This window comes from Streptomyces sp. NPDC060209 (genome assembly GCF_042728155.1).
In the GTDB taxonomy this organism is placed as follows: Bacteria; Actinomycetota; Actinomycetes; order Streptomycetales; family Streptomycetaceae; genus Streptomyces.
The window spans coordinates 44,603-65,175 of sequence record NZ_JBHWZS010000005.1 but is presented as its reverse complement, the minus strand read 5'-3'; the positions used below and the strand labels follow the sequence as shown (position 1 = coordinate 65,175).

General features: G+C 70.7%; 27 protein-coding genes. 10 read left to right on the top strand and 17 right to left on the bottom strand.

Annotated elements, in window-relative coordinates:
- Nucleotide 1: 1 nt before the first annotated feature.
- Nucleotides 2-289 carry a DUF2530 domain-containing protein gene (locus ACFWFI_RS02145; RefSeq protein WP_387384421.1) on the bottom strand — a complete coding sequence of 96 codons (288 nt, stop codon included), beginning with the start codon at nucleotides 287-289 and terminating at the stop codon, nucleotides 2-4.
- A gap of 175 nt (nucleotides 290-464) precedes the next feature.
- On the opposite strand from ACFWFI_RS02145, the gene ACFWFI_RS02140 reads away from it, so the two are divergent.
- On the top strand, nucleotides 465-1,916 hold the full coding sequence (locus ACFWFI_RS02140) for an NCS2 family permease (RefSeq protein WP_387384419.1): 1,452 nt from the start codon (nucleotides 465-467) through the stop codon (nucleotides 1,914-1,916).
- Between the two features lie 36 nt (nucleotides 1,917-1,952).
- Here ACFWFI_RS02140 and ACFWFI_RS02135 read toward each other — a convergent pair whose 3' ends face one another.
- Nucleotides 1,953-2,168, bottom strand: a complete 216-nt coding sequence (locus ACFWFI_RS02135) for a hypothetical protein (RefSeq protein WP_387384417.1) — start codon at nucleotides 2,166-2,168, stop codon at nucleotides 1,953-1,955.
- Nucleotides 2,169-2,302: 134 nt separating this feature from the next.
- Here ACFWFI_RS02135 and ACFWFI_RS02130 point away from each other — a divergent pair, with 134 nt between their 5' ends.
- Together ACFWFI_RS02130 and ACFWFI_RS02125 are read left to right on the top strand one after the other, a co-directional pair.
- Complete coding sequence (locus ACFWFI_RS02130) at nucleotides 2,303-2,743, top strand: MarR family winged helix-turn-helix transcriptional regulator (protein ID WP_361890453.1); 441 nt, start codon at nucleotides 2,303-2,305, stop codon at nucleotides 2,741-2,743.
- A gap of 99 nt (nucleotides 2,744-2,842) precedes the next feature.
- Nucleotides 2,843-4,177, top strand: a complete 1,335-nt coding sequence (locus ACFWFI_RS02125; RefSeq protein ID WP_387384415.1) for an MFS transporter — start codon at nucleotides 2,843-2,845, stop codon at nucleotides 4,175-4,177.
- 51 nt (nucleotides 4,178-4,228) lie between these two features.
- On the opposite strand, the gene ACFWFI_RS02120 is transcribed toward ACFWFI_RS02125, so the two are convergent.
- Entirely contained in the window at nucleotides 4,229-4,381 is a 153-nt protein-coding gene (locus ACFWFI_RS02120) for a hypothetical protein (protein ID WP_387384413.1), read from the bottom strand.
- 25 nt (nucleotides 4,382-4,406) lie between these two features.
- On the opposite strand from ACFWFI_RS02120, the gene thpR reads away from it, so the two are divergent.
- Nucleotides 4,407-4,979 carry an RNA 2',3'-cyclic phosphodiesterase gene (thpR, locus tag ACFWFI_RS02115; protein ID WP_387384411.1) on the top strand — a complete coding sequence of 191 codons (573 nt, stop codon included), beginning with the start codon at nucleotides 4,407-4,409 and terminating at the stop codon, nucleotides 4,977-4,979.
- 145 nt (nucleotides 4,980-5,124) lie between these two features.
- Here thpR and ACFWFI_RS02110 read toward each other — a convergent pair whose 3' ends face one another.
- From ACFWFI_RS02110 to ACFWFI_RS02090, 5 genes are all read right to left on the bottom strand, one after another.
- Nucleotides 5,125-6,120 (bottom strand): aldo/keto reductase, encoded by a 996-nt coding sequence (locus ACFWFI_RS02110; protein ID WP_387384409.1) that lies wholly within the window; start codon nucleotides 6,118-6,120, stop codon nucleotides 5,125-5,127.
- 46 nt (nucleotides 6,121-6,166) lie between these two features.
- Nucleotides 6,167-7,141, bottom strand: a complete 975-nt coding sequence (gene pip / locus ACFWFI_RS02105) for a prolyl aminopeptidase (protein ID WP_387384407.1) — start codon at nucleotides 7,139-7,141, stop codon at nucleotides 6,167-6,169.
- Nucleotides 7,142-7,169: 28 nt separating this feature from the next.
- Nucleotides 7,170-7,685: a hypothetical protein gene (locus tag ACFWFI_RS02100; protein ID WP_387384405.1), complete on the bottom strand. Its 516-nt coding sequence runs from the start codon at nucleotides 7,683-7,685 to the stop codon at nucleotides 7,170-7,172.
- 227 nt (nucleotides 7,686-7,912) lie between these two features.
- Entirely contained in the window at nucleotides 7,913-8,743 is an 831-nt protein-coding gene (gene nadE / locus ACFWFI_RS02095) for an ammonia-dependent NAD(+) synthetase (RefSeq protein ID WP_387384403.1), read from the bottom strand.
- Nucleotides 8,744-8,804: 61 nt separating this feature from the next.
- A complete protein-coding gene (locus tag ACFWFI_RS02090; protein WP_387384401.1) occupies nucleotides 8,805-9,260 on the bottom strand; it encodes a hypothetical protein in 456 nt (151 codons plus the stop codon).
- A gap of 92 nt (nucleotides 9,261-9,352) precedes the next feature.
- Here ACFWFI_RS02090 and ACFWFI_RS02085 point away from each other — a divergent pair, with 92 nt between their 5' ends.
- Nucleotides 9,353-9,721 carry a MerR family transcriptional regulator gene (locus ACFWFI_RS02085; protein WP_387384399.1) on the top strand — a complete coding sequence of 123 codons (369 nt, stop codon included), beginning with the start codon at nucleotides 9,353-9,355 and terminating at the stop codon, nucleotides 9,719-9,721.
- Between the two features lie 18 nt (nucleotides 9,722-9,739).
- Here ACFWFI_RS02085 and ACFWFI_RS02080 read toward each other — a convergent pair whose 3' ends face one another.
- Entirely contained in the window at nucleotides 9,740-10,633 is an 894-nt protein-coding gene (locus ACFWFI_RS02080; protein ID WP_387384397.1) for an NADP-dependent oxidoreductase, read from the bottom strand.
- Nucleotides 10,634-10,763: 130 nt separating this feature from the next.
- Between ACFWFI_RS02080 and ACFWFI_RS02075 the strand changes: the two genes are divergently transcribed.
- Together ACFWFI_RS02075 and ACFWFI_RS02070 are read left to right on the top strand one after the other, a co-directional pair.
- Complete coding sequence (locus tag ACFWFI_RS02075; RefSeq protein WP_387384395.1) at nucleotides 10,764-11,168, top strand: winged helix-turn-helix transcriptional regulator; 405 nt, start codon at nucleotides 10,764-10,766, stop codon at nucleotides 11,166-11,168.
- Entirely contained in the window at nucleotides 11,165-11,659 is a 495-nt protein-coding gene (locus tag ACFWFI_RS02070) for a hypothetical protein (RefSeq protein ID WP_387384393.1), read from the top strand. The genes ACFWFI_RS02075 and ACFWFI_RS02070 overlap by 4 nt, the downstream gene beginning before the upstream one ends.
- Nucleotides 11,660-11,723: 64 nt before the next feature.
- Here the strand turns inward: ACFWFI_RS02070 and ACFWFI_RS02065 are convergent, their stop codons facing one another.
- The 3 genes from ACFWFI_RS02065 to ACFWFI_RS02055 all read right to left on the bottom strand — a co-directional run bounded on the left by ACFWFI_RS02065 (nucleotide 11,724) and on the right by ACFWFI_RS02055 (nucleotide 14,665).
- Nucleotides 11,724-12,377 carry a response regulator transcription factor gene (locus ACFWFI_RS02065; protein ID WP_387384391.1) on the bottom strand — a complete coding sequence of 218 codons (654 nt, stop codon included), beginning with the start codon at nucleotides 12,375-12,377 and terminating at the stop codon, nucleotides 11,724-11,726.
- Between the two features lie 95 nt (nucleotides 12,378-12,472).
- Complete coding sequence (locus tag ACFWFI_RS02060) at nucleotides 12,473-14,173, bottom strand: sensor histidine kinase (RefSeq protein WP_387384456.1); 1,701 nt, start codon at nucleotides 14,171-14,173, stop codon at nucleotides 12,473-12,475.
- A gap of 213 nt (nucleotides 14,174-14,386) precedes the next feature.
- Nucleotides 14,387-14,665 (bottom strand): metal-sensitive transcriptional regulator, encoded by a 279-nt coding sequence (locus ACFWFI_RS02055; protein WP_387384389.1) that lies wholly within the window; start codon nucleotides 14,663-14,665, stop codon nucleotides 14,387-14,389.
- Between the two features lie 205 nt (nucleotides 14,666-14,870).
- Between ACFWFI_RS02055 and ACFWFI_RS02050 the strand changes: the two genes are divergently transcribed.
- Nucleotides 14,871-15,674, top strand: coding sequence for an ABC transporter ATP-binding protein (locus ACFWFI_RS02050; protein ID WP_387384454.1), 804 nt, complete (start codon nucleotides 14,871-14,873; stop codon nucleotides 15,672-15,674).
- Nucleotides 15,675-15,677: 3 nt separating this feature from the next.
- Entirely contained in the window at nucleotides 15,678-17,015 is a 1,338-nt protein-coding gene (locus tag ACFWFI_RS02045; RefSeq protein ID WP_387384387.1) for an ABC transporter permease, read from the top strand.
- A 42-nt stretch (nucleotides 17,016-17,057) separates the two neighbouring features.
- Here the strand turns inward: ACFWFI_RS02045 and ACFWFI_RS02040 are convergent, their stop codons facing one another.
- From ACFWFI_RS02040 to ACFWFI_RS02020, 5 genes are all read right to left on the bottom strand, one after another.
- Entirely contained in the window at nucleotides 17,058-17,441 is a 384-nt protein-coding gene (locus ACFWFI_RS02040) for a VOC family protein (protein WP_387384385.1), read from the bottom strand.
- A gap of 152 nt (nucleotides 17,442-17,593) precedes the next feature.
- The gene (locus tag ACFWFI_RS02035; protein WP_387384383.1) at nucleotides 17,594-18,028 is read right to left on the bottom strand and encodes a hypothetical protein; all 435 of its coding nucleotides are present in this window, start codon (nucleotides 18,026-18,028) and stop codon (nucleotides 17,594-17,596) included.
- Nucleotides 18,029-18,171: 143 nt separating this feature from the next.
- Nucleotides 18,172-18,915, bottom strand: a complete 744-nt coding sequence (locus tag ACFWFI_RS02030) for a class I SAM-dependent DNA methyltransferase (RefSeq protein WP_387384381.1) — start codon at nucleotides 18,913-18,915, stop codon at nucleotides 18,172-18,174.
- A 57-nt stretch (nucleotides 18,916-18,972) separates the two neighbouring features.
- Nucleotides 18,973-19,209, bottom strand: coding sequence for a DUF397 domain-containing protein (locus ACFWFI_RS02025; RefSeq protein ID WP_387384379.1), 237 nt, complete (start codon nucleotides 19,207-19,209; stop codon nucleotides 18,973-18,975).
- The gene (locus ACFWFI_RS02020; protein WP_387384452.1) at nucleotides 19,206-19,982 is read right to left on the bottom strand and encodes a helix-turn-helix domain-containing protein; all 777 of its coding nucleotides are present in this window, start codon (nucleotides 19,980-19,982) and stop codon (nucleotides 19,206-19,208) included. The genes ACFWFI_RS02025 and ACFWFI_RS02020 overlap by 4 nt, the downstream gene beginning before the upstream one ends.
- A 118-nt stretch (nucleotides 19,983-20,100) precedes the next feature.
- On the opposite strand from ACFWFI_RS02020, the gene ACFWFI_RS02015 reads away from it, so the two are divergent.
- The gene (locus ACFWFI_RS02015; protein ID WP_387384377.1) at nucleotides 20,101-20,526 is read left to right on the top strand and encodes a hypothetical protein; all 426 of its coding nucleotides are present in this window, start codon (nucleotides 20,101-20,103) and stop codon (nucleotides 20,524-20,526) included.
- The last annotated feature ends 47 nt before the right edge of the window (nucleotides 20,527-20,573 follow it).

The window sequence follows — 20,573 nt, the reverse complement described above, 5'->3', positions numbered from 1 at the left end:
GTCAGTGGCGCGCGGTGCCGGGCGTGGACTCCTCGGCGGCGGCCTGCGCCGCGGCACGCTTGAGCGCGGCGTCGCGCCCCCGGACGTACCAGATGCCGATCAGGCCCAGTCCGGCGCCGGCCAGGCAGACCCAGATCCACCAGGCGTGACCGCGGTCGTCGAACCAGCCGTAGAAGGGGACCTGCACGAGGAAGAGGACGAACCAGAGGATCGTGCCGCCGGTGATGGTGGCGACGACGGGTCCCTCCAGGGGCTCGGGTGCCTCGTGCTTCGGTGTCCACTTCTCCATGCGGTCAGTCTAGCCGGGGTGCTGCGGGCCAGACGGCCCAAGTATCTACGCGCGGAGATAGCGATCTTTCGCTTATGTATTCATACTGAATCTGCTTGTGGATGACTCGAATTATTCGTGTGAACATCCAAATCTGACTGTTTTCATCCCCTCGATGCACGACTGAAGGTCATACATGTCCTCCTCGGCCACCGCTCCGGTCGATCAGCCTCCGATGCCGCAGCAGCCTCACGGCGTCCTTGATCGTTACTTCAAGATCTCCGAGCGGGGGTCGACGGTCGCGCGCGAGATCCGTGGTGGCTTCGCCACGTTCTTCGCGATGGCGTACATCATCGTGCTCAACCCGATCATCCTCGGCAGCGCGAAGGACATGTACGGGCACCAGCTCGACGGTGGCCAGCTCGTCACGGCCACCGTGCTGGCGGCCGCGTTCTCCACGCTCCTGATGGGTGTCATCGGCAATGTGCCGATCGCGCTCGCCGCCGGTCTCGGCGTCAACACCGTCGTCGCCCTCCAGCTCGCACCCCGGATGAGCTGGGCGGACGCGATGGGCATGGTCGTCCTCGCGGGCATCGTCGTGATGCTGCTGGTCGCGACCGGGCTGCGTGAGCGCGTGATGAACGCCGTGCCGCGCTCGCTCCGCAAGGGCATCGCGATCGGCATCGGCCTCTTCGTGCTGCTCGTCGGCCTGGTCGACTCGGGCTTCGTCTCCCGCATCCCGGACGCGGCGCACACCACGGTGCCGCTGCAGCTCGGCAGTGACGGCCACCTCAACGGCTGGCCGGTCCTGGTCTTCATCCTCGGCACGCTGCTGACCCTCGCGCTGATCGTCCGCAAGGTGCCCGGCGCGATCCTCCTCTCCATCGTCGCCATGACGGTCGTCGCGCTGGTCATCGACGCCGTCGCGGACCTGCCGGCCGACGCCTGGGGTCTGACCGTCCCGGCGTGGCCCGGGAATCCGGTGTCGTCCCCGGACTTCGGGCTGATCGGCGAGGTCAGCCTGTTCGGCGGCTTCGGGAAGGTCGGTCTGCTGACCGGCATCCTCTTCGTCTTCACCGTGCTGCTGTCCTGCTTCTTCGACGCGATGGGCACGATCCTCGGCGTCGGCGACGAGGCCAAGCTGATGGACAAGGACGGCAACTTCCCGGGCATCAACAGGGTCCTGCTCGTCGACGGTGTCGCCGTCGCCGCGGGTGGCATCAGCTCCTCCTCGGCCTCGACCTGCTTCGTGGAGTCCACGGCGGGCGTCGGCGAGGGCGCCCGTACGGGGCTCGCGAGCGTGGTGAGCGGGCTGCTCTTCACGGTGGCGCTGTTCCTGACGCCGCTGGCGACGATGGTCCCCTCGCAGGCGGCCACCCCGGCACTGATCGCGGTCGGGTTCCTGATCCTCGCGGGCAATGTGCGGGACGTCGACTGGAGCGACTTCACGCTCGCCATCCCGGCCTTCCTGGCCATGCTGATGATGCCGCTCACGTACTCGATCACCAACGGCATCGGCATCGGCTGCATCGCCTTCAGCGCGATGCGCCTGGCGGCCGGCCGCGGCCGCGAGGTCCCGGCGGCCATGTACGTGGTGTCCGCGGTCTTCGTCTTCTACTACGCGATGCCGGCGCTCGGCCTCACGTAAGCGCGTACGTCTCCACCCCTACGGGGCGGATCTCCGTCATGTGACCCGGTCGGCCGGGTCCGCGTGACGGGGCTCCGCCCCGTAGAACTTTTCCGTCTCGTCGACGGCGGCGTGGAAACGCTCGTCGAAATCGTCACGGACGAGCGTCTGGACCACGTAGTCCTGGACGGTCATGCCGCGTCTGGCGGCGTGGCGGCGGAGCCGGTCGAGCAGCTCACCGTCTATGCGCAGGCTGAGCACTGTCGATCCCATGCCAAGCAGGGTCGCGGCACACATGGCCCTTTCGCGGCTCTTTCCGCCTCATACTCACTCGTTCGGGTGATCAGTTTCTCGCGCGTGTACCACCAGCTGGTATTTAGCATAGCTAATGAGTTACGCTAAGGAACATGCCTGACCTGATCCACGACGGTGACAGTGCCGCCGCCGTGAGCTCCCTTCGCTCCGCCGTGATGCTGCTGGGCCGGCGCCTCAAGCACCAGCGTGTCGACGAGTCGCTGAGCCCGACCGAGATGTCGGTGCTCGGCACACTCGCCCGTTGCGGTTCCGCCACTCCCGGTGAGCTGGCCCGCAAGGAGCACGTGCAGCCGCCGTCGATGACCCGCATCGTCGCGCTGCTGGAAGCCAAGGGCCTGGTCAGACTGGAACCGCACCCCGATGACCGTCGGCAGAAGATGGTCAGCCGGACCGAGCAGGCGGAAGCCATGCTCGCCGAGAGCCGCTCCAAGCGGAACGCCTGGCTGGCCGACCTCGCCGAGGGCCTGGACGAGGACGAGTGGGAGAAGCTGCGGGCCGCCGCGCCCGTGCTGGAGAAGCTCGCCCACCTCTGACCCCGACGGGCGCACGGGCCCGCAGCAAGCAGCCCGTAGCGCCCGCAGTCACGTCCCCGTCAGTAAGAACGCCGTATACGTCCGAGGAGGCGAACTCTTTTGAGTACGGGATCCGGAGCAGACTCCGCCCCCGCACCGACTTCCACCCACGAGAGCAAGACCGGCGGGACCTTCTCGTCGCTGAAGATCCGCAACTACCGCCTGTTCGCCACGGGCGCCGTGATCTCCAACACCGGTACCTGGATGTCCCGCATCACGCAGGACTGGCTCGTCCTGAGCCTCACCGGGTCCGCCGCCGCCGTCGGTATCACCACGGCCCTCCAGTTCCTTCCGATGCTGCTCTTCGGCCTGTACGGCGGCGTCATCGCCGACCGGCTCCCGAAGCGGCGTCTGCTCCTCATCAGCCAGGCAGCGCTCGGCCTGTGCGGCATCGCACTCGCCGCCCTGACCCTCTCCGGCGTCGTCCAGGTCTGGCACGTCTACCTGATCGCCTTCCTGCTCGGCATGGTGACCGTCGTCGACAACCCGGCGCGTCAGTCGTTCGTCTCCGAGATGGTCGGCCCCGCGCAGCTGCGCAACGCGGTCAGCCTGAACTCGGCGAACTTCCAGTCCGCCCGGCTCATCGGCCCCGCCGTCGCGGGTGTCCTGATCACGACGGTCGGCAGCGGCTGGGCCTTCATGCTCAACGGGCTGTCGTTCATCGCCCCGCTCGTCTGCCTCCTCATGATGCGTACGAGCGAGCTCCACGCGTCCGTGACGATCAAGCGCGCCAAGGGCCAGCTGCGCGAAGGACTGCGCTATGTGTCGGGCAGACCCGAGCTGATCTGGCCGATCGTGCTGGTCGGCTTCGTCGGCACCTTCGGCTTCAACTTCCCGATCTGGCTGACCGCCTTCGCGGACGAGATCTTCCACGGCGGCGCCGGGATGTACTCGTTCTTCAACATCCTCATGGCGGCCGGCTCCCTCGCCGGTGCCCTGCTCGCCGCCCGCCGCCGCTCCTCGCGGCTGCGGATGCTGGTGGCCGCGGGCACGCTGTTCGGTGGCCTGGAGATCGCAGCGTCGCTCTCGCCGTCCGTCTGGCTGTTCTCGCTGCTTCTCGTCCCGATCGGCATGATCGGCCTGACGACCAACATCAGCGCCAACACGAGCGTCCAGATGGCCTCGGACCCCGAGATGCGGGGCCGGGTGATGAGCCTCTACATGATGGTCTTCGCCGGGGGTACGCCCGTGGGTGCCCCGATCGTCGGCTGGATCAGCGACGTCTACGGCGCCCGGACCGGCATGGCGGCCGGCGGGGCGATCTCGATGCTGGCAGCGCTGGGCGTCGGCTTCGCCCTGACCCGCGTCGGCGGCCTGCGCCTCAAGGTCGACCTGCGCCCGGGCCGCCCGCACGTGCGGTTCGTCCCGCGCGACCAGCTGGCGACGGCTGCCTGAGCCGTCCTGCGTACGCTGTCCTCTCCTCGCCGGAGGGGGCAGCGTTTCGTTTCAGTCGCGGGGGAAGTCGCCCGTCTCCACCGTGAGGCCCACGACGGTCCCGGTGAGGTCGACCGGAGTGCCGAAATCGAGGCTGAGCACGTTCCGGTAATCGTCGTCCTTGGCAGCCGCGTAGTACAACGACAGGCCCGGCCCCCCGGACACGTCGGGACGCTGGGACACTCGCCGCATGAGCAGCCAGAGACTCTTCGCCGCCGTCCTGCCGCCGGAGCCCGCCGCCGACGAGCTGGCCGGGGCCGTCGCCCCGCTGCACGGTCTGCCCGGGGCGGTGAATCTCCGCTGGACCGCGCGTGCGGGCTGGCACTACACGCTGGCCTTCCTCGGCAACGTCGACGAGGAGCTGCTGCCCGAGCTGTACACCCGGCTGGAGAGGGCCGCGCACCGGACCGGTCCCTTTCCGCTCCGGATCCACGGCGGCGGCCGGTTCGACGGGCGGGCGCTGTGGGCGGGGGCGGCGGGCGACCTCGGCACGCTGCGGCTGCTGGCACAGCGCGCCCATGCCGCCGCGCGCAAGGCCGGGGTCCCGATGGAGGAGCACCGCCGCTACACCGCGCACCTCACCCTCGCCCGCAGCCGGGTCCATGCCGACCTGACGCCGTACGCGGCGGCGCTGGAGGGCTTCGAGGGCATGCACTGGGAGGCCGGGGAGCTCAGTCTCGTACGCAGCAATCTGCCGGTGGACGGGGTGCCGGGGGAGCAGCCGAGGTATGAGGTGGTGCAGGCCTGGCCGCTGGGCCGGTGAGCGGGCCGGTTACGCTCGTCGGGTGGATCCGAAGACCAGAAACCGCATCATGGCGGCCGTGCTCGTGCTGATGTTCGTCCTCGTCGCGGCGGCGGCCGCCCTCGGGGGCTGAGCCCACGCGGACGGCCGCACACCGACATCGTCCCTACCAGGCGAAGTTCTCCGGCGACGGGCCCGGGCCCGGGAAGATCTCGTCCAGGGCCGACAGCACCTCGTCCGAGAGCTCCAGCTCCACCGCGCGCAGCGCCGAGTCGAGCTGCTCCCGCGTGCGCGGGCCGGAGATCGGGCCCGTGACGCCGGGCCGGGTGAGCAGCCAGGCCAGACCGGCCTCGCCGGGCTCCAGGCCGTGCTTCTCCAGCAGGTCCTCGTACGCCTGGATCTGGGCCCGCACCTTCGGGTCGGCCAGCGCGTCACCGGACCGGCCGGAGGTGGACCGGGCGCCGCTGCCCTCGCGCTCCTTGCGGATCGCGCCGCCGAGCAGCCCGCCGTGCAGCGGGGACCACGGGATGACGCCGAGGCCGTACTCCTGGGCGGCCGGGATGACCTCCATCTCGGCCCCGCGCTCCATCAGGTTGTAGATGCACTGCTCGCTGACCAGCCCGTAGCTGCCCCGACGGGCGGCCCGCTCGTTGGCCTGGGCGATCTTGTAGCCCGAGAAGTTGGACGATCCCGCGTAGAGGATCTTGCCCTGCTGGATCAGTACGTCGATGGCCTGCCAGATCTCGTCGATGGGGGTGTCCCGGTCGACGTGGTGGAACTGGTACAGGTCGATGTGGTCCGTCTGCAGACGCCTGAGGCTGGCGTCGACGGCCCGGCGGATGTTGAGGGCCGACAGCTTGTCGTGGTTGGGCCAGGCCTCGCCGTCGGCCCCCATGTTGCCGTAGACCTTGGTGGCGAGGACGACCTTGTCGCGGCGTTCGCCGCCCTGTGCGAACCAGGTGCCGAGGATCTCCTCGGTGCGGCCCTTGTTCTCACCCCAGCCGTAGACGTTCGCGGTGTCGAAGAAGTTGACGCCCGCCTCCAGGGCGGCGTCCATGAGCGCGTGGCTGTCGCTCTCGTTGGTCTGGGGGCCGAAGTTCATCGTCCCCAGTACGAGGCGGCTGACCTTGAGTCCGGTGCGTCCGAGCTGCGTGTACTTCATGGGCCCCAAGCCAACTCCTTCGAGCGCGCTCGAAGCAAGCGTGATCTCAGGCGCGCCGCGCGAACCGGTCCAGGGCGGCCAGCACCGCCCGGGAGGTCGCCGGGCCGCCAAGGTGGCCCGCGCCGTCGATCACCGTCAGCTCGGCGTCCGGCCAGGCCCTGGCCAGCTCCCAGGCCGTGATCAGCGGGCCGCCCAGGTCGAAGCGGCCGTGCACCAGGACGCCGGGGATGCCCGCGAGGCGGCCGGCGTCACGGATCAGCTGTCCCTCCTCAAGCCACGCGGCCTGCGCGAAGTAGTGCGCACAGATCCGTACGAACGCCAGCCGGTCGCGGCCGGGCCGCCCGCTGTACGGCGGCGGACCGGTGTACGCCTCCATGGACAGCACCGCGTCCTCCCAGGCGCACCAGTCGGCCGTCGCCTGCGCCCGCACCTCCGGATCGGGGCTCTCCGTCCGACGCGCGTACGCGGCGACGAGGTCCCCGGGGCCCTCGGCCTCCGGGACACCCGCCCGGAACAGGTCCCACGCCTCGGGGAAGATCTGCCCGGCGCCCCGGTACAGCCAGTCGATCTCGCTCCGCCGGGTCGTCGTCACGGCGGAGATCACGATCTCCGAGACCCGCTCGGGGTGCTGTTCGGCGTACGCGAGGATCAGCGTGGAGCCCCAGGAGCCCCCGTACAGCAGCCACTTCCCGATGCCGAGGTGCTCGCGCAGGAGCTCCATGTCGGCGATCAGATGCGCCGTCGTGTTGTGCCGCAGGTCGACGTCGGGGTCGCTCGCGTGCGGGGTGGAGCGACCGCAGTTGCGCTGGTCGAAGAGCACCACGCGGTAGAGGTCCGGGTCGAAGTACTGCCGGGGCCGGGTGCCGCACCCCGAGCCCGGCCCGCCGTGGACGACGAGGGCGGGCTTCCCCGCGGGGTTGCCGCAGACCTCCCAGTGGACGAGGTTGCCGTCGCCGACGTCCAGCATGCCCTGGTCGTAGGGCTCGGCCGGCGGGTACTTCTCGTCGGGCTTCCTGTCCACTGCGGCGGTTCCCCTCGGTCGGTGGGTGCTACTCGATGTAGGTGAACGGGGTGTCGGCCGTGTTCTCCGAGTCCACGTCGTCCAGGCTCCACACGCGGAACATGGGGGTGTCGCTGCCCGAACCCACCTCGGCGGGCACGCGTATCTCCACGGCGAACCGGCCGTCGGGATCAGCGGTGACGTTACGCACCTCGCTCTCGACGGACCCGCTGTCCCGGAAACTGATGCGGATCTGCTCCTCCGGCGCGAAGCCGCTGGCCTCGATCGTCACCGTGTCGTTCACGGCCGCCATGTAGGGGGTCACGGTCACGCGTGGCGGGGAGTCCGGCGTCGAGGGATCGGTCGCCGGCAGAGTCTGCACCGGGGGGCCCGGCCGGTCGGAGGAGGGGCCGGCCCCCTCGGCCGAGGCAGGTGCCGTCACGGATGTCCTGGCGGGTCCGGCCCGCAGGTCGTCCGAGGGGGAATCCCCGCCGGACGCCACGGCCGCGATGACCGCGGCGGCGATCGTCGCCACCGCCGTGATCACCGCGGCGATGACCGGCACCCGATGGCCCCCGGGCTGCGGGGCCGGAGGGTGCGGGGGCGGAGGCGGTATCGGGGGACCGGAGGGCCGGGGCGGGGGCGGTGTGGGGCTGGACACGCGTGGATCCCCCTGCGGGTTCGTCAAGATCGGCGTATCCGCTCAGGATACCGACCGGGACATCACGCGTGCCGCTCAATTACCCCCGGCGCCCGTCGAGTTGGCCGACCGGCACGGGGCGCCCCCGTGCGTCACGGGGCGATGGGCAGCCGGCGCTTGTGGTCGGTGAGACGGTAGCGGCCGACGATGGTGTCGAAGGTCTGCTCGTCCACCGGCTTGCCCTCCAGGAAGTCGTCGATGGCGTCGTAGGTGACCCCGAGCGCGTGCTCGTCCGCCTTGCCCGGGGCGAGGGTCTCCAGGTCGGCCGTGGGCACCTTCCCGACCAGCTCGGCGGGTGCGCCGAGAGCATCCGCGACCGCGCGCACCCGGCGCTTGGTGAGTCCGGTCAGCGGGACCAGGTCGGCGGCGCCGTCCCCGAACTTGGTGAAGAAGCCGGAGACCGCCTCGGCCGCGTGGTCCGTGCCGACGACGAGGCCGTTGTGCGCTCCGGCCACCGCGTACTGGGCGATCATCCGCTGCCGGGCCTTGACGTTGCCGAGCACGAAGTCCTGGTGGTGCGGGTCGCGGAAGGCAACGTCGCCGGTGAGCAGGGACTCCTGCATGGCGTCGGTCGCGGGCCGGATGTCCACGGTCAGCACGTGGTCGGCCTGGATGAAGGAGAGCGCGAGCTGGGCGTCGTGCTCGTCGGCCTGGACGCCGTAGGGGAGCCGCATCGCGTAGAACCGCGCCTCGTGGCCCGCGGCCCGGGCCCGCTCGACGGCGAGCTGGCACAGCCGGCCGGCTGTGGTGGAGTCCACGCCACCGCTGATGCCGAGCACCAGGGAGCGCAGACCGGTGGAGGTCAGCCGCTCGGCGAGGAACGCCACACGACGTTCGATCTCCTTCTCGGCATCGAAGGTCTCCGCGACCTCGAGCTCGCGGGCGATCTCCTGCTGCAGGGCGATGGCCGCCGACTCGCTCACGTCTGTTCCTCGTTCCGGTTCACGATGGGCTGTCGCGCCCACCCTACCCAGGGGCTTCCGGTCAGGGACGGGCGGCGACGGCCGGGCCTCCCGTCGTCCCGGTGCGCCGGCCGGACAGCCACGGCACCAGCTGGGCCGCACCGAACGCGATCTCGACGACGAGGAACAGCCACAGCAGCCGCGGGCCGCCGTGGGTGAGTGCGTACGCCTGCCAGGCCGCGAACAGGGTGCGCGCGACACCGTCATACAGTCCGTGCACCGGCAGCGGCCCGACGAGGCGCAGGACGGCCCAGACGACCACGACGGAGCCCATCAGATTCGCGTACAGGATCTGCGTGGGGTCCTGGGCGGGCAGCGCGCCCAGGCCGAGGGCCTCGCCCACGGACGACAGCGCGCCGTGCAGCAGGCCGTACGTCCACGGCGTCGCGAATCCCGCCGTGACGACGAGGTCGTACCAGGCACTCGCGCGTACGACGCCGGCGTAGGCGGTGGACGAGGGGGCGGAGAAGGGCGTCATGAGGGGCTCCGTATCGGGTCTCGCGGATGCGGTGCCCGACGCTAGACAGTGGAGTACGGTCCAAGGTCAAGCGCAGAACCCGGGGGAGGGCCATGCTGATCGGGGAACTGGCCGCGCGGACAGGCATGTCGAGGGACGCCATCCGGTTCTACGAGAGGACCGGGCTCGTCACCAGCGGCCGGCTGCCCAGCGGTTACCGCGACTTCCCGCCGGAGACGGTGCCCTGGCTGCTGTACGTCCGCACCGCGCAGACGCTCGGTTTCTCCCTGGCGGAGATCGCCCGGCACGGCGAGGAGCTGCGCGACGCCCCCGATCCCGCCGACGCCCTGTCCGCGCTGATGCAGGAGAAGATCCGGCTGATCGACTCGCGCATGGCCGAACTGGCCTCCCTGCGCGCCGAACTCGACGCCCGTGTGGGCACCGGGTGCCCGCTCCGCGTCGCCGGAGCCGTCAGCCCCTGACGGCTCCGGCGTCCGGTTTCACGGTACGAGGACGAGCCGCCCCCGCACCCCGCCCTCCGCGAGGCGGGTGTGTGCGTCGGCCGCCTGCTCCAGGGGATACGTACGGGCCACCCGGGGAGTCAGGGCGCCCTGGTCGACCAGCTTCACCAGCTCGGCGAGCCGGGCCCCGTCGGCCGCCACCTCGACCACCTGGACGCGGATGCCGCGCACGCTCGGGGGGCCCGCCTGCGGGATGACGCCCACGTAGTCCCCGCCGTCCTTCACGTACGCCAGCGCGTCCGCGCCGATCACGGCCGCGTCCAGCACGGCGTCGAACGGACCGGTCACCGCACCGCGTTCCACGAAGCGGTCCGCGCCGAAGGACCGTACGAGTTCCTCGTCGTCAGCGCCGGCCAGCGCGACGACGGTGATCCCGTCCCGGTGGGCCAGCTGCACCGCGTACCCGCCGACCGCACCCGCCGCTCCCGTGACCAGCAGTGTGGACCCGGGGGCCAGGCCCGGCAGGTCCAGCGCCTGGGCGGCGGTCAGGGTGTTCAGCGGCACGGTCGCCGCGTGGACCGCGTCCACGGAGGCGGGGGCGGGGGCGACCGCCGAGGCGTCCACCACCACGTACTCCGCCTGGGCCTTGAGCGGAGCGGGTCCGTACGCCAGGGCGATGACCTCCGCCCCGGTGGTGAAGGGCGTCCCCTCGCCCGCCGCGTCCACGGTGCCCGCCACATCCCAGCCGAGCCCCAGCAGCCCGCCCTCGGGCAACGGGACGAGGACGCCCGCGCGGTACGCCGCGTCCACCGGGTTGACGGCGGACGCCGCCACCTTGATCCGGACCTGGCCCGGGCCGGGCTCGGGCACCGCGGTCTCCACGATCTCCACCGTCTCGGGCCCGCCGAACGCCTTGACCACCACAGCACGCATATCGATCACTCCTCGGTAAGGGTGCGGGTTCGTCCCGCCCCACAAACCTAGGAAGAGTTACTCTCTTTCGGTAAGTACGTACTTCGAGGTGCGTTGGCCACCCACAGGTAGGACCGGAGGCAGAAGACCCATGGCGACCCGCACCGCGGCCCAGCGCCGCGAGGAAGCCCGCTCCGCGTACGACGCCTTCCTCAAGGAATGCCCGACCAACCAGCTGCTCGGCCGCCTCGGCGACAAGTGGGTGAGCCTCATCGTCAGCGCGCTGCGCGCGGGCCCCATGCGCTACAGCGACCTCGGCCGCAGGATCGCCGGTGTGAGCCAGAAGATGCTCACCCAGTCGCTGCGCACCCTGGAGCGGGACGGCCTCGTCACGCGGACGGTGACGCCGTCCGTGCCGGTGCGCGTGGACTACGAGCTGACGGAGCTCGGGCACAGCCTGAGTGGCCTCCTGTCCGCCGTGAAGACCTGGGCGGAGACCAACTTCGACCAGGTCCACGAGGCCCGCGAGCGCTACGACGAGGAGGCCGCGGCGTGAACGCCACCCCGCAGGTGCTGGCGGTGCTGGACGAGCTCCTCGCCTCAGCCGCCCCCGGCGAGCGCGGCGCCCTCTGGCATCTTGCCGAGCAGGGGCGGGAGTTGGACGCCAACGTCGTCCATCTGCCGCCGAACGCCGGGGTCGGCGAGCATCAGGAGGACGTCCTGGACGTGCTCCTCGTCGTCCTCGCGGGCTCCGGCAGTCTGCGTACGGGCGCCGGCCGCACGCTGGACCTCGCCCCGACGACCGTCACCTGGCTGCCCCGCACCTCGCGCCGCGCCCTGGAGTCGGGGCCGGAGGGGCTGACGTACCTCACGGTGCACCGCCGGCGTCCCGGGCTCATGATCAAGCCTGCCGTGCGCGCTCCCGCGTACGAGGGCGGCGAGGCCCCATGCATGCTGGACCTCGTGTGTCCGGAGTGCGGCCGTCTGTCGGCGGACCGGGCGCCGAAGTTCTGCAGCGCGTGCGGGGAGCCGTTCCCGGCGCGCTGAGCCGTTCCCGGGACTCCTGAGCCGTTCCCGGGACTCCGGAGGGGGCGGTGCCGGTCCGTCGCTGTCAGGTCCCGAGGCCGGCGTCCCGGGCCAGCAGCGCCGCCTGGACCCGGTTCTCGCACTCCAGCTTGGCGAGGATGCGGCTCACGTAGGTCTTGACCGTGGCCTCGCTCATGTGGATCCGCTGACCGGCGTCCGCGTTGGACAGACCCTCACCCAGCAGGGTCAGGACATCCCGTTCGCGGTCCGTCAGCTTCTCCAGCCGGCGGCGTGCCCGTTCGGCACGGTCCGCGGTCCCGCCGGACGCCAGCGAGTCCACGACGTGCCGGGTGGCGCCGGGCGACAGGTACGCCTCTCCGGCCGCCGCCGCCCGCACCGCCCGCATGAGTTCCGCGGGCGCCGAGTCCTTCAGCAGGAAGCCCGCGCTTCCTCCGGTCAGGGCGCGCAGGACGTTCTGCCGTTCCCCGAACGTCGTCAGGATCAGCACCCGCACCTCGGGGACGGACCGGCGCAGTTCGGCCAGGGCCGTGAGGCCGTCCATGACCGGCATCTGGATGTCGAGCAGCGCCACGTCCACGCGCTGCGACCGGGCCAGCTCGACCGCCTCGCGGCCGTTCGCCGCCTCCGCGACGACGTCTATGTCGTCGGCCGAGGAGAGGATCATTCTGATGCCCGCCCGGATGAGCGGCTCGTCGTCCGTCACAAGAACCCTGATCACGACTCTCCTGCACGGTCCTGAGCGCTCATACCTGCGGGCATCCGCACATCATCCCTGATCGGGCCGCCCCGCCGGAAGCCGAGGGGGCGAGCCCCTCAGGTCGCGGTCTCGAAGGTCTGCTTCTCGACCAGCTTGCCGTCCCTGAAGCAGAACCGGTACACCGGCTCCTTGTCCCAGCTGCTCCCGAACTCCGTGGAGAGGAGGGTGAGGCACGTCGAGCCCTCGGGCTCGGGCGGTGCGTCCTTGACCTCGGCGCTGTTCAGGAACGAGTCCCCGCGCGGCAGTTGCGCGCGGACCTCCGCCTCGGACTGGCCGACCTTCACGGCCTCGTACTGCTTCGGCTCGATCATGGCCTTGTCCGCCTCGCGCATGAGGAGGATCCCGCCGACGACCACCGCGGCCACCACGACCACGCCGATCAGGGCCGCCACTCCGCAGCCGATCGCTATGCCGTTGCCCCTCTTGGTCCTGCTCATTACCCTGGCCAACTCCTTCGGGAGACCGTTCCGGTCGATGACCGGATCACTGTCACCCGGGGGGCCCGCCGGGTTCTGCGCCCGAAAGTCGTCCGTGGGGGCGACGAACGTCGTCATGCCTTCGGCGTGCGGCGGGTTCGCGAAGTCGCTGCCGGGCGAGGTGTACGGCAGGACGGCCGCCAGCCGGAAGCCACCGTCCGCCGTGGGGCCCACGTGCACCATGCCGCCGACGAGCCGGGCGCGCTCCCCGAGCCCGGTCAGCCCCTGGCGACCGCTCGGCACGCTGCTGCTCGCGGGCTCCGCCGCCGGGCCGTTGGCGACCTCCACGACCAGCGAATCCGGCTCGTAGCGCACCCCGACGACGATCGAGGCGCCGGGGGCGTGCTTGTGAGCGTTGGTCAGGCCTTCCTGGACCACGCGGTACGCCGCGTGGTCGGCGGTCGGGGCGAGCGGGCGTACGTCGCCCGAACGCCGCAGCTCCACGACCGCACCCGCTCTCCGGGACGCGTCCACCAGGCTGTCGACGCCGGCCACGCCGCGTGCCTGGGTCCCGGAGCCGTCGTCGTGCGTGGCGGCATCCCGGGCGGTGTCACCAGGGCCGGGTGTCTCGGCCCCGTCCCTCAGCACGCCCACCACGTCACGCAGTTCGTGCATCGCGGCCACCGACGCCTCACGCAGCACACCGACAGCCTCCCGCTGCGGTGCGGTCAGGCCGCGGTCCACCTCCAGCGCGCCCGTATGGACCGCGATCAGCGCGAGCTGGTGGCCGAGGCTGTCGTGCATGTCCTGGGCGATGCGCTGCCGCTCCCGGATCCGTGCGTGCCCTGCGATCATCACGCGCTCCCGCAGGAGTTGGGCGTTGTACTCGTGGAGGGTCTCGGTGAGTGTCCGGCGCTGCGACCAGTAGCGGCCGGCGAGGCCCGGCAGGAGGATCGGGACCACCAGCAGCAGCCCGGCGAAGGCCAGGAGCGACAGCGAGAAGTGCGGCATCTCCCACAGGACCGAAAGGCCGAGGGAGATCGTGTAGGCAAGGGTGAAGACGCCGGCTGCCCTGCCGAGTCCGTCGATCCGCCGCCCGGCCGACCAGGACGCGACGAGGATGAGCGGCGCGAAGCCGCTGACCGCGGCGCTGCCGACAGCGGTCGCCAGCAGTACGGTCGCGGGCAGCGCCCGGCGCAGGGGTGACAGCAGCGCCACCCCCACCCCGGTGCCGACGGCCGCCGCCGCACCGTGGTCCTCCATGAGCCCTGCCCCTGCGGCAAGCAGGGCCAGCGCCAGGCTCAGCAGGGATTCGCCGACGATGCGCCGGGCCGGCCACATTCCGGCGGCGAAGAGAGCGCGCCCCGGCACGGTCGGCCGGAAGGCCCGAAATGGCCTCACCGCCGGTGGGATGTGGGCCGGAGCTGGGGAGGTCATGGAATCCACATGAGTCACGCGGTCACGGTAGGGCCATCCGTCCGGGCGGCGCTGTGGCCATTGGTCGCGGCCGGCGACGACGAAAGTCGTTGCCCTGGGGCCGCCGGCGCCGGCCTCTCATGCCAGGGAGAGGAACAGTTTCTCCAGGCGGGCGCGCATCCGGTCCTTGTCGGTGGGGGACTGTGCCTCTTCGGCCAGGCACTGTTCGAGCCCCGTCGCGATGATGGAGAACCCCGCCCGGTCCAGCGCGCGGGAGGCGGCGGCCAGTTGCGTGACGACGTCCTCGCAGTCCCTGCCCTCCTCGATCATCCTGATGACCCCGGCGATCTGCCCCTGTGCCCGGCGCAACCGGTTGAGGACGGACTTCAGCTCGTCGGCCGCCATGTCGAGTTGCATGGTTCCTCCCGTGTTGGACGCCTATCCGGTCGTGGATACCTGTTGGTATACCCCCGGGGGTATTGTACCCGGGCGTTCTCCCCCGCGTGGGGTGTACCCAGCGCCACCCGGGAGTCGGGGCTTACGCCCAATGTGCTCGTCCGTCCCCGTCCGTAGCGTCGTCGACGTGGCGCAGAGTGCGTCCGACGAGCGGAGGGTGATGACGATGTTCGATCGCGAACGGCGGCCCACGAGCCGGACCGCCGAGGCTCTGCGGCTGGTTTCGGTGAGCAAGGTCTACGGGAGCGGGGACAGCGCGGTGACCGCCCTGGACGGGGTGACCCTGAGCCTTCCGGCCGGGAGTTTCACCGCGGTCATGGGCCCCTCGGGATCCGGGAAGTCCACGCTGCTCCAGTGCGCGGCGGGCCTGGACCGCCCCGACCGGGGGCGGATCCTCGTGGACGGCGAGGAGATGAGCGGCGGCAGCGAAGCGGCACTCACGAAGTTCCGGCGGGACCGGATCGGCTTCATCTTCCAGCAGTACAACCTGCTGCCCACCCTGACCGTCGAGGAGAACACCTCGCTGCCGCTGCGGCTCGCCGGCCGGAAGGCCGACCGCGGGAGCGTCCGCGCGGTCCTCACGCAGGTGGGGCTCGGAGAGCGTCTCGGCCATCTCCCCGACGAACTCTCCGGCGGGCAGCGGCAGCGTGTCGCGATCGCCCGCGCCCTGGTCACCCGGCCGGGTGTGATCTTCGCCGACGAGCCGACCGGAGCCCTGGACACGCGCAGCGCACGCGATGTGCTGAGCCTGCTGAAGGAGGCCGTCCGCCTGCACGGCAGCACCGTCGTGCTCGTCACCCACGACCCGGTGGCCGCCTCCTACGCCGACTCGGTGCTCTTCCTCGCGGACGGTCGGCTGGCGGGACATCTCACCGCGCCCACCGCCGAGGCCGTCGCCGAACGCATGACCCACCTCGGTGACCGTGCTGCTGAACGGCGGGCGGACAACGGCCCCTTGATGGAGGTGTGAACGATGCTGTTCCTGGCCGTGCGCTCGATCCGTAAGCGCCCAGGGCGCTTCCTCGCCACCCTGCTCTCGGCGTTCCTCGGTGCCGTGATCATCATGACGTTCAGTTCCCTGCACGACACGGCGGCGGCTCCCGGAGTCGACAAGGTCAGCTCGGAGTCCATGACCATCGCCGCGAGCGTCGTCGGCGGATACGGCTCCCTCCTCGTCTTCTTCGCCATCGCCTCCACCCTCACCGTCAGCGTCCGCCAGCGCGCCGAGGAGATCCACCTGCTGCGCTGCACCGGAGCCACTCCCGCCCAGATCGCGCGCATGGTCGTCGGGGAGTCCGCCGTGGTGGCGCTTGCCGGCGCGGTGCTCGCCATCGGGCCCGCCGTGCTCGGCGGCCGCCTCCTGCTCGACCTGTTCAAGGACAGCGGCCAGGTCGCCGCCCATGTCGATCCGGCCTTCGGCGCGATGGCGCTCGGCTCGGGCTTCGGCATCACGGTCCTCGCCTCCGTCGGCGCCGCGTTCCTCGCCGTACGCCGTGCCACCAGGTCCGCCGTAGCCCGCCGGCCGTCCCGCAGCCGGGCCCGCACCCTGGCGGGCTGCGCCGCGCTGGTGGCCGGGGCCGGGGGCGTCCTGACCACGTACGCCGTCGACAGCACCGAAGAGATGCTGATGGCGTTCCCCGCCTACGGGGCCATCCTGCTCTCCGTGGGCTTCGCCGTCCTCGCCCCGTCCCTGCTGGGCCGGACGCTCGGGCTCCTGCGGGGGCCGCTCGCGGCCGTGGGAGGGGCGGGTGGGTATCTGAGCGCCCGGAACCTGCGCAGGCGGGGTGCGGAACTCGCCGGAGTGCTCATGCCGTTGATCATCTTCACCGGTGTGGCCACCGCCACCCTCTACATCCAGGGGGTGGAGAGCGATCGGGTCACCGGGGCCGGCCTGGCCAGGACCGTCGAGGACAAGAACGTGGAGACCCTCAACCTGGTCGTCGTCGGGATCATCGTCGTCTTCTCCTGCATCATGCTCGTCAACACCCTCTACGCGGCGACCTCTTACCGGAGCCGTGAGTTCGGCCAGCAGCGTCTGGCAGGGGCGACCCCCGGCCAGGTCCTGAGGGTGGTCGGCTGGGAGGCGGTGATCCTCACGCTGACCGGCCTCGTCCTGGGCACCGTGGCGGGGATCGCGGGGATCATCCCCTTCACGATGGTCCGCACCGACCAGGTCCTGCCCGACCAGGGGCCGGGCACCTGGCTGGCCATCATGGCCGTCGCCACCGTGGTCACGCTCGGCACGAGCCTCGGGACCGCCCGCAGGACGCTCCGTACACCGGCGATCGACGCGGTCACCGTGGCCGCGTGACGCGGGGGCCGGCGATGTCCGTCTCAGGGCGGCGCGGGGGCGTCAGAGGCCCTTGGCCGCCCGGTCGGACTCGCTGCGCAGGACGCAGAACTCGTTGCCTTCGGGATCGGCGAGGACCGCCCAGCCCGAACCGTCGGGATTCCGGCGATCGGCGACGAAGGTGGCTCCGAGGCTGATCAGCCGTTCCACCTCCTGGTCGCGCGAGGTCTCCGGGCGCAGGCACAGATGGATCCGGTTCTTGACGGTCTTGGCCTCGGGCACCTGGTTGAAGTACAGCATCGGGCCCTCCGGCAGCAGCACCTGAGTCTCCCGGCTGCCCGGTGCGTCCTCCGGATCCAGCGGACTGCCGGTCACACTGCTCCAGAACCGCGCCAGCCCATAGGCATCCGCACAGTCGATCGCCACGTTCTGCACCATCGAAACCATGGCGCGAGCTTTCCTGATCTCCACGGCGGGCGCCACCGGGTCGTGCGCATTCCTCCAGTCTGCCGCAGGCCCACCCTCGCACCTGCCCGGACTCAACCACGGCGCTGCCGTCATGGCCCCACGGAAGATCGTCCGGACGCGCGGGACAGCGTTCAGTTCCGCGCGTTCGCGGCGGTGATCTCGTCCCTGGCCAGACGGGCCTCCTCGCACACGTCCGGGTCGGAGTGCCGGAGATACGGCTCGATGAGCGGCAGTGCCCGCTCGTCGTGCGTGGCGCCGAGTACGAAGAGGGTGTGCGCGAGGAGTTCGGCGGACATCGTCGGCATGGCCGGGACCAGCGGACCGACAAGGCCGAGGGGGAGGAAGTGGTGACAGACCGCCCCGCTGATCGCGTTCAGGGCTGATTCCCGGACTCCGGTCGCGGGTTCGCCGACCGCGAGGCCGACAAGGCGTCCGACGAGCAGCCGGGCGGTGTCCGTGCCGAGCGCCGAGTGGCGCAGGACGTCCCCGAGGAACTCGGCGGCGAGGTCTCGCCGGTGCGGATCGCGGTCGGACAGAGCGTCCAGCGCGTCGGACAGATCCTTCACACGCCCTCCCCTCGTGAGCTCCCGCGCGCCACCTACGACGAAGCCACGCGGCGCCCGCGCTCCGGGCAGTTGCTTTCCTCCCCGCCGGTGACCGCGTGTACTGCCGGGTGGGCGTTGTGAGCCGTCCGCGCCGGAAGGCCGGGTCACACCGGCTTCTCCCAGACGGAGATGTGCCGCCCGCTCTCGCTCGTGAACGGCGCCCGGTCCCAGTCCTCCCACCGCTCGCGCAGCCGCAGCCCCGCGAGCCGTGCCATCAGGTCGAGTTCGGCCGGCCAGACGTAGCGGAACGGGATCGACCGGAAGGCCCCACGACCGTCCTCGACCTCGACGTAGTTCGAGCTCACCGCCTGCGTGGCGACGTCGTACGCGTCGAACGCCCAGCCCGTCGGGCTCACCTTGAACGGCACGACGTTCTGCCCGGCCGGAAGCTTCCGTAGCTCGGGCACCATCACCTCGATGACGAACGCGCCGCCGGGTGAGAGGTGCTCCGCGACGTTGCGGAAGCAGTCGACCTGCGCGTCCTGGGTCGTCAGATTCATGATCGTGTTGAAGACCAGGTAGGCGACGGAGAACTCACCGTCCACCTTGGTCGTGGCGAAGTCGCCGATGGTGACACCGATGTCGGCCGCGCCACCGCCCTGCTTGGCCCGCAGCCGGTCCACCATCGCCCGGGAGAGGTCGATGCCGTGAACAGGGACCCCGCGTGCCGCGAGCGGGAGCGCGATACGCCCCGTGCCGATGCCCAGCTCCAGCGCCCGGCCCTCGCCCGCGAGTTCGGCCAGGAGGCCGACGGCTGGTTCCACGGCCACCGGCTGGAACATCTCGCTGTCGGGGTCGTCGTACGTCGCCGCGATCTGTTCCCCGAAGTAGCCGTCCTCGTCACTCATGGGCAGGACGGTACTGGCGACAGGGCCGGTCGCGCCCTTGGTTTTCGCGGGGCTGGGTCAGGGGCGCCAGTCGTGGCCGAGGAAGGCGGTCCAGGCGGCGGGGGAGAGGGCGAGGGACGGGACGGCCAGGTCCTTGGAGTCGCGGACGTGGACGGCGTGGGGGCAGGTGGCCACCTCTAGGCAGTTGCCTTGATCACCGCTAAGCGTGGATCTGCTCCAGGCGACTGCGACCTCGACGCATTCGCCTTGGTCCCCGCTGTAACTGCTTTTGAACCAGCTGAGCTTGGAACTCATAGTGAAGCTTCCACCTGTTCGATCAACTTTGCGGACTCCTCCGGGCTGAGCGCTTGCGCCCGCAGAATGCCATACCGGGCGAACAGGTCGCTCAGTTCGGGCTGCTCCCTCACGAAGAATCCGCCGCTCTGGCCCTCGACGTAGGCGAGTTGCTCTCGCGCTGGGTTTTCCAGAAGGACCATGGGACCGTTCAGAGCGGAGTGTGTCCATCGGTCCGGCGGCATGATCTGAACCTCGACGTTCCGCAGCCGGGAGACGTCGAGCACATGGTTCAGCTGTTCCTTCAGGACCTGCTCCCCTCCGATGGGCCGGGTGAGGGCGATCAGCTCCAGCACGAAGCTGATCACAGGCGCGGGGCGACGCCGGAGGAGCGCTTGCCTCGCTAGCCGGATCTGAACCCTGGCCTCGATCTCGTCGTCCTCCAGAGGCGGGCAGTGGCAGCCGAAGACGCTGCGGGCGTACGCAGTCGTCTGAAGCAGCCCCGGAATCACGTGGTTCTCGTACCGGTGAAGAGCGACAGCGGTCGCTTCCTGCTCCGTGTACTCCTCGGTCCATGCGGGCAAATGGCTGAACCGCAGAGTCGTTGCCGCCGCAAGCAGTGCACCTTGTGCACCCACGATCTCGTCCGAGCGCGGGACGAAATTCCCCTTCGGCGGCCGATTCCCCCGTTCCACCATCGCCACCTGGGACTTGGAGAAACCGATCTTCGCGCCCAGTGCCTCCTGTGACAGCCCCGCCCGTTCCCGGTAGAAGCGCAGCAACGCGCCGAACATCTCCGCGTTACCACTTCCAGGTTCACCGGAGTGCACAACTCCACCTCCTAAGTACACAACAGTGCACAGTCGGCCTGTGACGCTGGTCACGTTAAGCGTTCGTCGGCACGCTTGGCTCATGGATCAGAGAAGTTCACTGGACCCGGTGCCCAGCTGGGTTCCCGCGAGCGGGCATGCGCTCCGGCATGTCGGAGTCCACTTCGACGCCGTGCGCGTCATCGGGCTGGCGGGCGATGAAGTGGCGTACGAGCTGATGCAGTTCACCGACTTCCAGGCCGGCCCGATCGTCCGGTCGAGCGTCGGTGATCGGAGTACGTACTTCCTGCTGCCGCCGCAGAGTGCCGCCGCCCACCGGTGGCCGGTCGGGGCGCGGCTGATAGGGCGGGATCTGCGGTGCGACGCGTTCGTCGGGATTCCGGCGCTGGGGGGCAGGACGTGGCCGCTTGACTGGCGTTCGCGGCCTACCGGGGAGGCGCCGTTCGTGGACGCCGGCCTGCTGCATGAGGTGGCGGTGGCCGTGCTGACGGGCCGAGTTGATCCTTGATCACGGCATCGGGGCATATGCGAAATAGGACCCGGCGGCGTGCGGTA

What these genes read in the sequence shown, in the direction of transcription:
- ACFWFI_RS02025 (WP_387384379.1), bottom strand. Translation starts at nt 19,209, where the DNA reads ATGAGTTCCAAGCTCAGCTGGTTCAAAAGCAGTTACAGCGGGGACCAA.
- ACFWFI_RS02060 (WP_387384456.1), bottom strand. Translation starts at nt 14,173, where the DNA reads ATGTGGCCGGCCCGGCGCATCGTCGGCGAATCCCTGCTGAGCCTGGCG.
- ACFWFI_RS02015 (WP_387384377.1), top strand. Translation starts at nt 20,101, where the DNA reads ATGGATCAGAGAAGTTCACTGGACCCGGTGCCCAGCTGGGTTCCCGCG.
- ACFWFI_RS02075 (WP_387384395.1), top strand. Translation starts at nt 10,764, where the DNA reads ATGGCGACCCGCACCGCGGCCCAGCGCCGCGAGGAAGCCCGCTCCGCG.
- ACFWFI_RS02020 (WP_387384452.1), bottom strand. Translation starts at nt 19,982, where the DNA reads ATGTTCGGCGCGTTGCTGCGCTTCTACCGGGAACGGGCGGGGCTGTCA.
- ACFWFI_RS02130 (WP_361890453.1), top strand. Translation starts at nt 2,303, where the DNA reads ATGCCTGACCTGATCCACGACGGTGACAGTGCCGCCGCCGTGAGCTCC.
- ACFWFI_RS02145 (WP_387384421.1), bottom strand. Translation starts at nt 289, where the DNA reads ATGGAGAAGTGGACACCGAAGCACGAGGCACCCGAGCCCCTGGAGGGA.
- ACFWFI_RS02045 (WP_387384387.1), top strand. Translation starts at nt 15,678, where the DNA reads ATGCTGTTCCTGGCCGTGCGCTCGATCCGTAAGCGCCCAGGGCGCTTC.
- ACFWFI_RS02085 (WP_387384399.1), top strand. Translation starts at nt 9,353, where the DNA reads ATGCTGATCGGGGAACTGGCCGCGCGGACAGGCATGTCGAGGGACGCC.
- ACFWFI_RS02090 (WP_387384401.1), bottom strand. Translation starts at nt 9,260, where the DNA reads ATGACGCCCTTCTCCGCCCCCTCGTCCACCGCCTACGCCGGCGTCGTA.
- ACFWFI_RS02110 (WP_387384409.1), bottom strand. Translation starts at nt 6,120, where the DNA reads ATGAAGTACACGCAGCTCGGACGCACCGGACTCAAGGTCAGCCGCCTC.
- ACFWFI_RS02050 (WP_387384454.1), top strand. Translation starts at nt 14,871, where the DNA reads ATGTTCGATCGCGAACGGCGGCCCACGAGCCGGACCGCCGAGGCTCTG.
- ACFWFI_RS02030 (WP_387384381.1), bottom strand. Translation starts at nt 18,915, where the DNA reads ATGAGTGACGAGGACGGCTACTTCGGGGAACAGATCGCGGCGACGTAC.
- thpR (WP_387384411.1), top strand. Translation starts at nt 4,407, where the DNA reads ATGAGCAGCCAGAGACTCTTCGCCGCCGTCCTGCCGCCGGAGCCCGCC.
- ACFWFI_RS02080 (WP_387384397.1), bottom strand. Translation starts at nt 10,633, where the DNA reads ATGCGTGCTGTGGTGGTCAAGGCGTTCGGCGGGCCCGAGACGGTGGAG.
- ACFWFI_RS02040 (WP_387384385.1), bottom strand. Translation starts at nt 17,441, where the DNA reads ATGGTTTCGATGGTGCAGAACGTGGCGATCGACTGTGCGGATGCCTAT.
- ACFWFI_RS02140 (WP_387384419.1), top strand. Translation starts at nt 465, where the DNA reads ATGTCCTCCTCGGCCACCGCTCCGGTCGATCAGCCTCCGATGCCGCAG.
- ACFWFI_RS02055 (WP_387384389.1), bottom strand. Translation starts at nt 14,665, where the DNA reads ATGCAACTCGACATGGCGGCCGACGAGCTGAAGTCCGTCCTCAACCGG.
- ACFWFI_RS02135 (WP_387384417.1), bottom strand. Translation starts at nt 2,168, where the DNA reads ATGGGATCGACAGTGCTCAGCCTGCGCATAGACGGTGAGCTGCTCGAC.